Below are 13,460 nucleotides of genomic sequence, written 5' to 3' on the forward strand. Positions count from 1 at the left end.
CGAGTGCTCAGGGTAGCTGTAAGGACTTTTTTTTAAGCCAGTCTCTTTCGCTTATAACTTGCCCTAGCTGCCTATGTAGTTCATCGATAATAGCTTGCTGGGCTTGTTCGTTGGCTTGCTGTTTGGTATTGAATGCCGTAGGGATAACTGCCAAAGCCTGCTTTTTCCAGTTGCTGATTTGGGTTGCATGAACCCCATATTCTGCGGTTAACTCGTTGAGGGTCTTGTGTTCTTTGATGGCTTCAACGGCGACTTTGCTTTTAAATTCAGCATTGTGACGCTTACGTACTTTCGTCATTAGATAGACCTCTTTTTCTAAAGGATATTCTATCTTATTTGCTACAATTTTTTGGTCTAGTTTTCCGGGAGTATTATACCTGCCTTATCTTTACTTCCTTCTTTTTTTGTCATCCAATTCGCATCTCGAATAGAAGTGTTTAATGACTGCGTAATAATTGCCAAGTTACCTAAGGTTTTTAATTTAAAATTTCTTTTATCTTGCTCTTCTTTCGTAGGCAAGCTATCCCATTTATTCATCCATTTTTTAGGCATTAAATGCTCAAGACTATACTTATTAATACCTAAAAGCTGAGTTGCCTGCTTAGACTTATCTCTTATCTTAGACTCAAGTAGATAAATAACACCTTTACTTTGTTTATTAACTAAAACAGAATTATGGAAGCCTTGTTTTAACTCCGTGTCGCTTGGTAAATAGTTGACTTTGTTTATTTTAGTCTCTAGATACTGAATAAATTGCTCTTTTGATAATATTTTGTTTGATATAAGACTTTCGGTAAAAAGCTGATTATAGTTTTTTGTTGTCGCTTTAACGACCATTCTTCGCATGACATAACTTTCTATAAATTCAAATATCTCATTGCGTTTTTTTTCATCCTCAACATTTTTTAGTACATATAGTGTATAAGGAATCAATGTAGATGTATCAAGACCAAAAATAATGGCATTTATTCGCTCAATACCACTCTCGTCTGTTAGTTCATTATTTACAATGTCATAGTTAAAGTTTTGCCTAAATAACTGAGCGTATACTTTAATTTCTTCTAGTATATCATCTCTACTTAATCCATAATCCCTGATAAAACGTTTATAAGACTCAAAAAGATTTTCGACCTTAGAAAATTCGACTTTGTCTTCCGTTTTTACTTTAAGCTCTGATTCTTGTATTTTTATCTGTAGATATGAATAAAAGAATATATCAATAAAAGTTCTTTTTAATCGCCCAGTTGTTATCTCTCTATCCCAATAAGATTTTGTTTCTTCATCAATTTCAAATAAACTTTTCCAATATTTTTCGTATTTTTCAATTTCATCACGATTAAAAAAGAAATTTTTCAGTAATTCCGCTGTAGTTAAGCGAACACCTAGCGAGTTTATTGTGTCAAATATTTGCTGTTCATCTTCATCATAACCAAGATCAATACCAACAAATAAAACATTGTCTAATATATCAAAAAAATCTAAATCCCCTGCTAAATCTTCTGAAGTAATATTATCTTTAAAGAAGTTATAAGCACCAATAATATTATCATTATTTTTGACGTCTTTAATATCTTGTAACTCTTCAAGATTAACGATCTTATTAAATGAAGCTTCATCATTATGGTTGTGAAGCAAAATGATACTTTTATCACGTTGCTTTTTAAAAGTTTCAGTAAAATTAGAGTCATTATTGCTTTTTAAACATAAAACTTTTAAAAAAATATTTAATGTCGTCAGTCTTTGTTGCCCATCAATCACCGTTAATACTGAATCCTTATTAGAGGTTGTTTCCTTTTGTTTAAGAATAACTGAACCTAGAAAATATGGTTTTTTAGTAAGTGAAACCATACGCATATCTTCTAGGAATCGTTGCCATTGCTCTTCACTCCAAACATATGCTCTTTGAAAAAATGGAATCTCTAAATTCCTACCTCTATTGAAAATATCTCTAATAGTTCTTTTTCCAGCCTCCATGTAGCCTCCTTAATTTTTCACACATGAATGGTAATATTTATCAACTCTTAGTATTTGGGTAGGATTTAACGTTTCACCTCGAAACAAAATGATCTACACCACTCTTTCGAAACCCTATTTAAAAGCAATCATAGAAGCAAAGTTTAAAAACTGAAACCAAGTCAAACTACGACGAAAACCAACTTCGGCCAAGCGCTGATGATGCAACTCTAAAGTATCAGTAATCAGTACGTTTTCTAGAGCGTTACGCTTGCCACTAATCTCAAGTTCGCTATACCCATTGGCACGTTTAAAGTCATAATAGCGCTCGACCAACCAGGCGTCGTCTTGCTCATCACCAGTATGATTTTTTTCGGTAAGTATCAGAATACCCCCCTCATTTAAGGCGTTATATACCGCTTGTAACACTTGAGTTCTGTCTTCAGGCGGTAAAAACTGTAAGGTGAGGTTTAATATCACCATATCGCATGCTTCAAACTGAAGCTCGCGAATATCGGCAGTAATGACTTCAATGTCATGCTCTGGGTAGTTTTCTTTCAGTAGCACCTCTGCTTTTTGGGTCATGGCAGGAGAAATGTCTACCGCTTTTATTTGTAGCTCGTCTGGAGCAAAGCCTCCTGTTTCATTAAGAAGTGCCATAGTCGCACCGCCCAATGAGGTGCCCAAGTCATAGACTCGGCTGATACGTTGACCGTCATCATTTACCTGTCCAAACTGACAATGACGCTTGGCAAATATTGGCAACATCGCCAGCATCTGCCCATAACCGGGCACACTACGGCGAATCATATCTGGGAAGCAAGCCACCACTTGCTCATCAAAGCTAAAGCGGGCCGCTTTATCTAAGGGTGTGGTAAATACGTTATCATAGACCACAGTTTCAGCTTGAGGGTGCTTCGAGTCGGTATCAGCAGTATTTGACATTTGAAATCTCTTAATTAAGTGACGACACGCTGTATTATATCATTACTGTTTTTAACTTATCGGCTGATTGTATTTTGCTAAAATTAAGACCAAGCTAATTAAAATAAAGGAAAAAATATGCAAACAATTATCTTAGGTGGCGGTTGCTTTTGGTGCACCGAGTCCGTATTCCAATCCGTAAAAGGGGTCCAAAAAGTGACTTCCGGCTATATGGGTGGTGACGCTGCCTCAGCCAATTATGACGCCGTGTGCAGTGGCACAACCGGACACATTGAAGTCATTAAAGTTGAATTTGATGACACTGTGATACCGTTAGAGGTAATTTTAGACATTTTCTTTACCACCCATGATCCCACAACTAAAGACCGCCAAGGTAATGATGTGGGCAGCCAATATCGTTCTGTCATTTTCTATACTGACGAAGAAGCCCAAAAGCCCACTATTGATCGTGCCATCAATAAGCTACGCAACATGGGAATTGGTGTGGTCACTGAAGTGCATCCTGCCAGCGAGTTTTTTGTGGCAGAAGAGTACCATCAAGACTTTTATAATAAAAACCCAAATCAAGGCTATTGCCAGTTTGCTATTCCGCCAAAGTTGTCTAAACTGCGTAAAGAATTTAAAGAATATGTGGGTTAAGCCAAGTTTCTTTAATAAAGAAACGCCCCACGTCTGATAAGTTTTCGCGCAAGGAAGTAGAGAGTATTCATGGAACCTAACTTTTGGCAAAATAAATGGCAAAGTAATAAAGTGGGATTTAACCAGTCAAAGCCCAATACTTTGTTAATGAAGCATTTTTCTGTATTGCAGTTGCCCCCAAGCAGCTGCATTTTCGTGCCACTATGTGGCAAAAGTATTGATATGATTTGGCTGGCCGATCAAGGCTACGATGTAGTCGGGGTCGAATTGGTAGAGTTGGCGGTTGAGCAGTTTTTTGCTGAGAATCAAATACAGCCCATTGTGGTTGAGCATCCAGCTACTGCTGGGCTTAAGTACTATCAGGGTCGCCTCAACTCACAAACTATCACTCTTTGGGTGGGTGATATTTTTAAATTAACTGCGCAAGACTTAGGCTCAGTTGATGCTATATATGACCGAGCTGCTTTGGTTGCTTTGCCAGATGATACTACCGATGACTCGCTACGGGTTCGCTATGCTCAGCAGCTTATTAAACTGGCACCCAAAGCTCAGCAGCTTTTATTAAGCTTTGGGTTAAGTGGTGTCGATGAAGCTGATTATGCCCAATATTCAGGGCCTCCTTTTCTTATTCCTACCCAAAAAATCTATGACTACTATCAGCACGCTTACCAACTTGATTTACTTGAGTCCTATGAAACCCAAAAAGTGAACCGTGAAGGCAAGCCTTTTTTAAACCTAGCTTGGCACTTAATACCTAAATAGCTTTTAATATCTACTTGGCCTTTAACACTTATCCTTATAACAGCTACAGGATAACTGATTCAAACGGGGCGCTAACTAACTAGTTTTGATAGTTACTGATTTAATCCAGCTGTGCCTATTTTAAATGATTACCTTAAGGATCTGACTTGTTACCGACTCTACAACGCAGCAAAATTGATGAGCTAGATGCAATCACTATTAACGGCGCCGATTATCGTGCCACTGTATTGTTGCAAGGGGCGCAGTTGATACATTTCTCAACTAAGTATGACTCTGATAATTGGCTTTGGGTTAGTGAAAAAGCTGAATACAACAAGGGAGACTCGGTTCGTGGTGGAGTACCGATATGTTGGCCTGTGTTCGGTCAGTTTGATGCCAATCCCCAAGCGGTAAAAGACAGTTTCACTGACTGTCGTTTTGATTTAACACAGCATGGTTTTGCCCGTAATCAAATCTTCAATATTGATCTATTTAACCCGCTGCATGTAGACCAACGCTTGCAGCATTTCTCAAGCTTAACCCTAAGCTTGCCTAATTTAGAGGACTTTCACCCTAAACTTGGTTTGCAAGTTAAATTCTTGTTTAGTGCTCACGGCTTTAATATTAGTTTAATCACCTGCAATCTTAGTGAAGAGACGGTAAATTTTTCTCAGGCGCTGCATACCTATTTGCCTACCGATGACATTGAACAAACTACGATTAGAGGCTTTGATCAAGTGACCTACTCCGATACCTTAGATAACTGGGCTACCAAAACCCAGCAAGGCGAAGTAACTTTTAGCGAAGGCGTCGATCGTATCTATCATGCTGCCCCTACTTTAGTTATCGGGAGCCCAGGCCTAAGTCCCCTTCATCTAGCGAGTAAGGGCAGCAATAGTACCGTGGTATGGAACCCTTGGTACACTAAAGCCCATGAGATTTCTCAATTTGCAGCTGACGATTATAAAAAAATGCTGTGTGTCGAAACTGCCAATGCTCACTTAGACTATATAACGCTGTCAGCGGGGGAGAGTCACGAGCTGGTATTGGAGGTTACTAAGATTCCTTTCTAGCTGGCTTTTTAACCCCTATTTTAGCGGCTCGCAGCCTTAAGCTATCCTTATCAAAATAGGCCCTATCAAATTGGGCCTATTTTAGATTGAGACTTAGATTTATAATCTCAATCTTCCTATCTTTATCTCTCTTACCTTACCCCAAACCTTGCTACACGTTTTCTTATGGTAACCAAACCTGCTCACAGCTTTAATTTAATCTTCATTTTGGTTACCCTAAGGTAGCGCCAACTATAAGCGTCTTGTTTGACAACTTTATAAAGCCGTTATGTTGTTTTATCCTTTACTGTTTAAAAGGTTGTCACCCTCTTTCTTATTTCTAATATTATAAATAACCAACCTCAACCTTACTAAGGATTACCCCTATGCTGCCTACCCGTATTGCTGCCGCTTTAACCACAGCCATTGGCCTATCTTTGGCTGCGACCAGCGCTCAAGCCGCTGCAGAAGCGCCTTATTTGTCCAACTCTCAATTCCAGCAGTGTTTGAATGGGCTAAAAAACTCAAGCACTTTCCGCGGTGTCAGTAGCTCTACTTTTGAAAACTATCGCCCAAGTGAGCCTGATCCAAGTGTTATTGCTTCGCTAAATTATCAGCCCGAATTTCAAAAAGATGTTTGGGATTATCTGTCTTCGCTAGTAGACAAAGAGCGCGTTGAAGATGGTATTCGTGCTAAGCGTGAAATGGCCGATACCCTGCGCCGTATTGAAGCCCGTTATGGGGTGAAGCCCGAACACGTCTTGGGGGTGTGGGGTGTTGAGTCCAACTTTGGTCAGACCTTAGGTAAAAAAGACTTGTTCCAGTCACTGGCCACTTTGTCTTGCTTTGACCGCCGCCAGTCTTATTTCCGCGGTGAATACGCCAATGCCCTAAAAATCGTGCAAAATGGTGATATTGCTGCCAGCGATATGAAAGGCTCATGGGCCGGAGCCTTTGGTCAAACTCAGTTTATGCCAGGCACCTTCTTAGACTTAGCCGTCGATTTCGATGGCGATGGCCGTCGTGACTTGGTAAATAGTAAGCCTGACGCTCTGGCTTCAACAGCGAACTTTTTGGCAAAGCGTGGCTATCGTAGTGGTGAGCCTTGGGGATATGAAGTCAAAATTCCTGACGGCTTCTGGGGCAGCAACAGCCGCAAAGACAAGAAGCCTATGAGCTACTGGCGTGACAAAGGCTTCACCCTAGCCGATGGTCGCCCCCTACCTTATGACTTAAGTAGTGCAGGTTTATTATTGCCTGCAGGCTTAAATGGCCCTGCCTTCTTAGTAGGCAAGAACTTTGATACCTTCTACTCTTATAACGCTTCAGAAAACTATGCGTTAGCGATTGCTCACTTATCAGATTTAATCGAAAAAGAGGACAGCAGCAAGACTGACTTTATTACTGCTTGGCCAACCGATGACCCAGGTATTAGCCGCCAGCAAGCCAAAGACATTCAGCAAGGATTAATCAATGCCGGTTATGACATTGGTGAAGTCGACGGTATTATTGGTGATAATACGCGCAAAGCCATTCAGCAGTATCAAACTAGCAAGGGCGTATTTCCAGCAGATGGTCGTGCGGGACAGAAGTTTTATCGCTTAATTAGCGGCGATCAAGGCATCTCTTCACAGCCCACCTATCAGCAAAATCAACCAAGCTCTCAGCGTAGTGGTGACAGTATTAGCCGTCTTATTCAGCAACAAGACAGTACTCGTACAGTGACTTCAGGCGATGGCACTATTCGTATTATCCGTACCGATACCGGTAAATAGTCTGACTTTAGGTTGAATATAAAAAAAGCCACGCAACTTCAAATTGCGTGGCTTTTTTAGATTATAGTGTCGACTTAAATTAAAGCGTTGGCTTAAATAACTGGTGGTGGATTTGGCTTACCGTTATCGCCATCCCATTTTTCTTGAGCTTTTTTATCTAGGTCAGCTGGAGTCTTGTGCTCCCACTTACCGTTTTCTTTCCAAGTCTCATCGCCCCAATCATCATCCTCATCTTTTTCATCATCCCATTTTTTATAGGCGCTACTTGGATCAATGCCACGGCGCTTCATATCCGCCACTTGCTCTTCTAGGGTATGAAACTGCTCAGCATCATGCATGGTTTCTTCCAAATGATTGATCTCATCTTTTAGGTTACGCTCATTACTGTTTGACATATTACTTTCCTTAGCCCACTGGGGTCACTAAATTCTTATTTAATCATTAATTATAATTAGTATAGTTAAATTCTACTGCAAGCTTGAGCCTGGTACAAATCAAACTCGTATGCTTTATATTAACAAAACAGGCTTTGGGTAACTTGCTGCCGCCTACTGTGAGCTATTAACCAAATTTAATTAACCAGACTCAATTAATCGGTTTCAATTAATGAGAGCCAACTGGCTATTTCAAACAGACTATCAGCGATAAATCAATCGATTTACTAACCTTGAAACTTCTGCTAAATCAGCTTTGGGATCAGAAACAAAGAAGGCTAATTTAGGTTGAGCTAGACTACATTCCTCTCGTGATTGGTTGCTATGACCAACATATAAACCGCCCTCTAGCATCTCTGTTGACTTTGAGGTGACCAAAGACTGTGACTGTTGTAGTAAAGTTTTGACCCGGGCTGCAATGGCTGCTCCAGAGTCTACCACCTTGATACCCAAGTTCTCAGCGGCAATCTGGGTCATAACAAAGTCTCGAAAAAAAGGATAGTGCGTACAGCCCAATACTAAGTGATCTACTTTTTGTTGCGCAAAGCTCTTTAGCTGTGCTTTTAATCGCTCTGGCGTTTCACTTTGAGTTGGCATGCCTGCCTCTACCCAAGGCACTAAACTGGGGTCAAACCACTTCACCACATTGACCTGAGCCGGTAGCGCATAATCACTGATAACGGTGTTTAACAGCTCACCATCTAAAGTTGCCTTGGTGGCGAGCACTGCCACACTTTTACTGCTACTATTTAATACTGCAGGCTTTAACGCTGGGACCAAGCCCACAATAGGAATAGTGGGGTATTTCTGTCTTGCTACTTGCAAAGCATGAGCCGATGCACTGTTGCAAGCGATAACGATCAGCTTACAGCCTGCTGCTACCAGCCAATCCACCGCAATTAAGGTCAGCTCTTTAATTTCTGCACTAGATCTTGGCCCATACGGCACATTTAGCGTATCGGCATAATAAAGATATTGCTCATCGGGCAGCTGCTGCTTTAAGTGAAGATAAACCGATAAGCCGCCCACCCCAGAGTCAAAAATGCCAATGGGAGCGCGGTCAGTATTCATTGAGGATGAAGCAGAAATGATTGGAGCTTGGGTTGCCATGGCTTTAGGTACCAATTTACAGCATCGAAGCCTGCGCAGTAGCTATCTACGCGGGCCTGATTAACGATAAGAAACTAGCAATTAATTTTCAACAGTCACTGAGTAGGCTTTTCCACCGCTGTGTAGAGTCAAGCTGGTTTTGCCGTCCTGTTCGGTCAGCTCTCCTAGTTTGATCAAGTGCATCAGTACATTGCGGGAGATTAGCCCTTTCATACCAAAGCGCACTTCAATATAAGGTCTTTGCTCGCCTTGATACTCTCCCATCACTAGAGGGTGCTCGTCATCTAAAGGTACCACATCGCCGGTACTAGTGATAAATTCAATCAGCGGAGCGTCTGCTTGTTGCTTTTGTTCAATGAGATTGACTTCAGTAATCAAAAAAGGCGCATCTTCAACCTGAATACGGATTTTCTCCACAGGGGTTTTTAAGTAATATATCGGGTCTTGATCCGTGCCTTCTCGCCACAACACCGTCGCAAACAAATCCACTAGGGATTGACGGCTAATTTTGCTTCCTTCATGCCACCACTCGCCATTGGCTTTAATCACCATGTCCATCTCACCCTGACGCTCAGGATGCCACTTCTCAAGCGGTGGAATCGAGCGCCCGCGACGGTCACTACTCTCTTGCTTTATAAACTCTGAAAGTGAGTCTAAACTGCTCGATACTGTGCCTGACTGTTGCTCTAAATACGACATTGTTATTATATCCTTGTATTATTGCCAATGACATCACCTTTAATTTTAATAGTTAACTTCACTATTAAATATTAGGCAAGGTTACTTTACCACGGCTGAGTCACAAATCGTGTCGTCTTTGTCTAACTTTTATTTTATAATAGGTAACTAACTGCAACCCTTTTTTTATGTTTCCGCCAGCCTAAATCATGAGAACCTGTTTTTAGGCCTGACTGTGGTCGCTTATTGGTACACAATTGGGTATATTTGACAGGTATTCTAATTAATGTTTGCTAGCGATTAAATTAATAGTGTCCACACCTACTATTATTATGTGGTGTGGGTATGATTTAGCCAGCTATAAGGAGTTTAAAATGCAAGATGAACAAATAGAACGTGAGTCGATGGATTTTGATGTTGTTATTGTTGGGGGTGGTCCCTCTGGCCTTTCAGCAGCCATCCGTCTCCGTCAACTCGCCCTACAAGCTGGCCTAGATGAGTTTATGGTCTGTGTTGTAGAAAAAGGCTCTGAGTTTGGTGCTCACACCTTATCTGGTGCGGTTATCGAACCTCGTGCTTTAGACGAGCTGATTCCTGACTGGAAAGAAAAAGGCGCCCCTTTAAATGTGCCAGTAACTGAAGACCGCGTATTTTATTTAAACTCAGCGACCCGCTCTATTCGTACCCCTGATTCGCTTATCCCTGCGCCTATGCACAACCATGGCAACTATATCGTATCCCTAGGTAACGTTGTACGTTGGTTGGCTGAGCAAGCTGAAGAGCTTGAAGTGATGATGTTCCCAGGCTTCCCTGCCTCGGAAATTCTGTACAACGATGACGGTTCAGTCCGCGGTGTATTGACTGGCGATATGGGTGTGGCTGCCGATGGATCACAAAAACCAAGCTACGAGCCAGGCTACGAGCTAAATGCTAAATACACCATCTTTGCTGAAGGTTGCCGTGGTCACTTAGGTAAACGTCTAATTAGCCGCTTTGCATTAGATAAAGACAGCGATCCACAACACTACGGTATCGGTATCAAAGAGCTTTGGGAAATTGACCCAAGCAAGCATGAGCCAGGTGTGGTTATGCACGGTCTAGGCTGGCCATTAACCGAAACTGGATCTAGCGGTGGTTGGTGGTTATACCACGACGAAAACAACCAAGTGAGCTTCGGTTTAGTGATTGACTTGTCTTATCACAACCCATATATGTCTCCTTTTGATGAGATGCAGCGTCTAAAAACACACCCAGTTATCAAGCAAGTACTAGAAGGCGGTAAACGTCTGTCTTATGGTGCTCGTGCGTTAACTAAAGGTGGCTTGAACTCACTACCTAAGTTAACCTTCCCAGGTGGGGTATTGGTAGGTGATGATGCCGGCTTCCTAAACCCAGCTAAGATTAAAGGTACCCATACTTCAATGAAGTCAGGTATGTTGGCTGCTGAAGCTATCTTTGCGGCGCTACAGTCAGGTCGTCAGCATGATGAAGTGGAAAGCTACACTCAGATGTTCAAAGACTCTTGGTTGTATGAAGACAACCACTCAGCGCGTAACTTTGCGCCAGCTATGCACCGTATGGGTCTATTCATGGGCGGCGCCTTTACCTTTATCGAGCACAACTTACTTAAAGGTAAGATGCCACTGACTATCCGTGACACCACCCCTGACTACGATAATCTAGATAAGGCCAGCACCTCTTATAAGCCAGATTATCCAAAGCCAGATGGTAAGCTGACATTTGATAAGCTGTCTTCAGTGTTTATCTCCAACACCAACCATGCTGAAGATCAGCCAAGCCACTTGAAGCTTACAGACCCAACCGTTCCTGTGACTGTGAACCTTCCTATTTATGCAGAGCCTGCACAGCGTTATTGCCCAGCTGGCGTGTATGAAATTGTGAAAGACGCAGAAGGCGCTAAGTTCGTTATCAACGCGCAAAACTGTGTGCACTGTAAGACCTGTGATATCAAAGACCCTTCACAGAACATCACTTGGGTAACACCAGAAGGTGGCGGTGGTCCAAACTACCCTAACATGTAATCTCATAAGTTATTGATATTAAAATAAAAACCCAGTCATTTGACTGGGTTTTTTATTATCTAAAAGATTAATATTTAACCATAACTAATCTTTCCAAGCATCTCGGTTGGCTTCATTTTTTAATTTTATAAATTTATCGGGATCAAAGGTGATTTGCTCTGGCGATTTCCCCTCTTTCACCTGACGCTCATAGTCACGCAATAAACGCAGCGCCACAGGCGTTAACAGCACGATGGCTGCTAAGTTGGTCAGGGCCATTAAGCCCATAGATAAGTCAGCGAAGTTCCAAATGGAGGGCAAGCTAGCAACTGAACCAATAAATACCATGCCTAATACCAAAAAACGGAAAATCATAATGGCAGACTTGGCACTTTTTTCACCCGAGATAAACTCTAAGTTTGACTCTCCATAGCTGTAGTTGGCAATGATTGAAGTGAATGCGAAAAAGAAGATGGCCACTGCAATAAAGTAAATACCTAAATTACCCACATACTGAGATAAGGCCAACTGGGTCAACTGAATCCCTTCTTGCTCCACGTTAGGATCGCTAACTACCCCTGATAAAATAATAATAGACGCGGTCGCAGTACAAATTACTAGCGTATCAATAAATACCCCCAGCATTTGCATAAAGCCTTGTACCGCAGGGTGGTCAGGGTGACTTTTGGCAGTCGCCGCTGCGTTAGGAGCAGAACCCATACCCGCCTCGTTCGAGAACAGACCGCGTTTGATACCATTAATCATCGCCTGAGCAATACCATAACCAAGGACCCCGCCCGCGGCTTGTTCTAAACCAAAGGCAGATTTTACAATCAACGCAATGGCTGCCGGGAACTCAGAGAGATTAGTAACAATAATAAATAACGCTAGTAATACGTATAAAATGGCCATTACTGGAACCACTTTACCCGCCACTCGAGCCACAGAGCGTAGACCCCCGAACACCACAGGCGCTACTAACAGCACTAAGACTAAACCGGTTAACCAAGTTGGGGCCCCAAAAGCTTGATTTGTCGCTTGAGCGATGGTGTTGGCTTGTACCCCATTGAAGGCTAGACCAAAGGCAACCAAGAGACACAGCGAGAAAAATATCGCCATCCAGCGCAGGCCTAAGCCTTTTTCGATATAGTAAGCGGGGCCACCACGATAGACGTTATCAGTATGAGGCACTTTATAGGCCTGAGCCAAAGTTGACTCAATAAAGCTGGTCGACATCCCTAAGAGTGCGGTAATCCACATCCAAAATACCGCACCGGGACCGCCGATATATACTGCGATAGCTACCCCAGCTAAGTTACCGGTACCGACACGGGCGGCAAGCGAAGTCATTAAGGCTTCAAAAGAGCTAATACCCCCCTCTTTGCGACCCTGCCCTGAGCTACGTAAAAGATTCCACATGTGACCAAATTGACGGAACTGCACAAAACGGGTGGCAATCGTAAAGAAGATACCGGCCCCGATTAGGACAAAAACCAATAGACCATACCAGGGATTATCCATGATTAACCAGGAGTCATTGCCCCAGACAATACCATTTCCCCAGTCTACAAACGCATTAAAACCTTCAATGAAGGCATTCGACGATTCCGCCATAGCAATTCTCCTTGACCCTAAACCAGCTTTAGATCTCCAGGCCTCTGACTTTTGCTTAACTTCTAATCTATGCTAAAAGCTAAGCAAAATCCCAGTACCAAGCCTCAGTAGATAAGTATCGGATTTAGAGCCATTAAGTGAACTTAAATTGAATAGATAAATAAGGGAAGACGTCATTTGCCTCTTTTGAAGCATACAAAAGAGTTGGTCATAACGCCGCCCTTCCTAGATAATCCGCTAATAACTGCACAGCCATTGGGCCATTTATGCAGACAAGCCGGTCATTCTAAAAAAATGTCGAGTCGAGCACAACAACTAGGATAAAAATTAAGTCAAAAATTAAGTAACTAAGCCTAACCTTTGATATTTATTTGCATGATATTTAAATAAAGCCCATTTAATCAATAAATGATTTTTATGAAAATAGTTAATTGCTATCCGTTAATTACAGCTGTAAACTAAAAACCTATGCAGTAACCATATCGATACAATCAGGGT

11 protein-coding genes and 1 pseudogene are annotated in these 13,460 nt (G+C 41.9%); 5 read left to right on the plus strand and 7 right to left on the minus strand.

Features of this window, described 5'->3' with window-relative positions; genetic code table 11:
* From G561_RS0108060 to cmoA, 3 genes and pseudogenes are all read right to left on the minus strand, one after another.
* A pseudogene (locus G561_RS0108060) lies at positions 1–298 on the minus strand (transposase); the annotation flags it as partial.
* Between the two features lie 56 nt (positions 299–354).
* Positions 355–1,974, minus strand: a complete 1,620-nt coding sequence (locus G561_RS14320) for a DUF262 domain-containing protein (protein WP_051584460.1) — start codon at positions 1,972–1,974, stop codon at positions 355–357.
* A 114-nt stretch (positions 1,975–2,088) separates the two neighbouring features.
* Positions 2,089–2,898 (minus strand): carboxy-S-adenosyl-L-methionine synthase CmoA, encoded by an 810-nt coding sequence (cmoA, locus tag G561_RS0108070; protein ID WP_051584461.1) that lies wholly within the window; start codon positions 2,896–2,898, stop codon positions 2,089–2,091.
* Positions 2,899–3,015: 117 nt separating this feature from the next.
* Here cmoA and msrA point away from each other — a divergent pair, with 117 nt between their 5' ends.
* The 4 genes from msrA to G561_RS14325 all read left to right on the plus strand — a co-directional run bounded on the left by msrA (position 3,016) and on the right by G561_RS14325 (position 7,105).
* Positions 3,016–3,537, plus strand: a complete 522-nt coding sequence (msrA, locus tag G561_RS0108075; protein WP_028859084.1) for a peptide-methionine (S)-S-oxide reductase MsrA — start codon at positions 3,016–3,018, stop codon at positions 3,535–3,537.
* Between the two features lie 69 nt (positions 3,538–3,606).
* Entirely contained in the window at positions 3,607–4,299 is a 693-nt protein-coding gene (locus G561_RS0108080) for a class I SAM-dependent methyltransferase (protein ID WP_028859085.1), read from the plus strand.
* A 146-nt stretch (positions 4,300–4,445) separates the two neighbouring features.
* Entirely contained in the window at positions 4,446–5,351 is a 906-nt protein-coding gene (locus tag G561_RS0108085; protein WP_028859086.1) for a D-hexose-6-phosphate mutarotase, read from the plus strand.
* A gap of 365 nt (positions 5,352–5,716) precedes the next feature.
* On the plus strand, positions 5,717–7,105 hold the full coding sequence (locus tag G561_RS14325) for a lytic murein transglycosylase (protein ID WP_037032020.1): 1,389 nt from the start codon (positions 5,717–5,719) through the stop codon (positions 7,103–7,105).
* A gap of 92 nt (positions 7,106–7,197) precedes the next feature.
* On the opposite strand, the gene G561_RS0108095 is transcribed toward G561_RS14325, so the two are convergent.
* The 3 genes from G561_RS0108095 to G561_RS0108105 form a co-directional block, all read right to left on the minus strand.
* Entirely contained in the window at positions 7,198–7,500 is a 303-nt protein-coding gene (locus tag G561_RS0108095) for a hypothetical protein (RefSeq protein WP_028859087.1), read from the minus strand.
* A gap of 243 nt (positions 7,501–7,743) precedes the next feature.
* The gene (murI, locus tag G561_RS0108100) at positions 7,744–8,649 is read right to left on the minus strand and encodes a glutamate racemase (protein WP_028859088.1); all 906 of its coding nucleotides are present in this window, start codon (positions 8,647–8,649) and stop codon (positions 7,744–7,746) included.
* Positions 8,650–8,730: 81 nt separating this feature from the next.
* Entirely contained in the window at positions 8,731–9,348 is a 618-nt protein-coding gene (locus tag G561_RS0108105; RefSeq protein WP_028859089.1) for a DUF1285 domain-containing protein, read from the minus strand.
* 353 nt (positions 9,349–9,701) lie between these two features.
* Here G561_RS0108105 and G561_RS0108110 point away from each other — a divergent pair, with 353 nt between their 5' ends.
* On the plus strand, positions 9,702–11,369 hold the full coding sequence (locus G561_RS0108110) for an electron transfer flavoprotein-ubiquinone oxidoreductase (RefSeq protein ID WP_028859090.1): 1,668 nt from the start codon (positions 9,702–9,704) through the stop codon (positions 11,367–11,369).
* 84 nt (positions 11,370–11,453) lie between these two features.
* On the opposite strand, the gene G561_RS0108115 is transcribed toward G561_RS0108110, so the two are convergent.
* The gene (locus tag G561_RS0108115) at positions 11,454–12,869 is read right to left on the minus strand and encodes an alanine/glycine:cation symporter family protein (protein WP_373277681.1); all 1,416 of its coding nucleotides are present in this window, start codon (positions 12,867–12,869) and stop codon (positions 11,454–11,456) included.
* Between the last annotated feature and the right edge of the window lie 591 nt (positions 12,870–13,460).

It is taken from the genome of Psychrobacter phenylpyruvicus DSM 7000 = NBRC 102152 (assembly GCF_000685805.1).
GTDB classification, from domain to species: Bacteria; Pseudomonadota; Gammaproteobacteria; order Pseudomonadales; family Moraxellaceae; genus Psychrobacter; species Psychrobacter phenylpyruvicus.

Bases quoted from the DNA above. Each gene is read 5' to 3' on its own strand.
- cmoA (WP_051584461.1), bottom strand. From the start codon at position 2,898: ATGTCAAATACTGCTGATACCGACTCGAAGCACCCTCAAGCTGAAACT.
- G561_RS0108105 (WP_028859089.1), bottom strand. From the start codon at position 9,348: ATGTCGTATTTAGAGCAACAGTCAGGCACAGTATCGAGCAGTTTAGAC.
- msrA (WP_028859084.1), top strand. From the start codon at position 3,016: ATGCAAACAATTATCTTAGGTGGCGGTTGCTTTTGGTGCACCGAGTCC.
- murI (WP_028859088.1), bottom strand. From the start codon at position 8,649: ATGGCAACCCAAGCTCCAATCATTTCTGCTTCATCCTCAATGAATACT.
- G561_RS0108115 (WP_373277681.1), bottom strand. From the start codon at position 12,869: ATGGATAATCCCTGGTATGGTCTATTGGTTTTTGTCCTAATCGGGGCC.
- G561_RS0108095 (WP_028859087.1), bottom strand. From the start codon at position 7,500: ATGTCAAACAGTAATGAGCGTAACCTAAAAGATGAGATCAATCATTTG.
- G561_RS14320 (WP_051584460.1), bottom strand. From the start codon at position 1,974: ATGGAGGCTGGAAAAAGAACTATTAGAGATATTTTCAATAGAGGTAGG.
- G561_RS0108080 (WP_028859085.1), top strand. From the start codon at position 3,607: ATGGAACCTAACTTTTGGCAAAATAAATGGCAAAGTAATAAAGTGGGA.
- G561_RS0108110 (WP_028859090.1), top strand. From the start codon at position 9,702: ATGCAAGATGAACAAATAGAACGTGAGTCGATGGATTTTGATGTTGTT.
- G561_RS14325 (WP_037032020.1), top strand. From the start codon at position 5,717: ATGCTGCCTACCCGTATTGCTGCCGCTTTAACCACAGCCATTGGCCTA.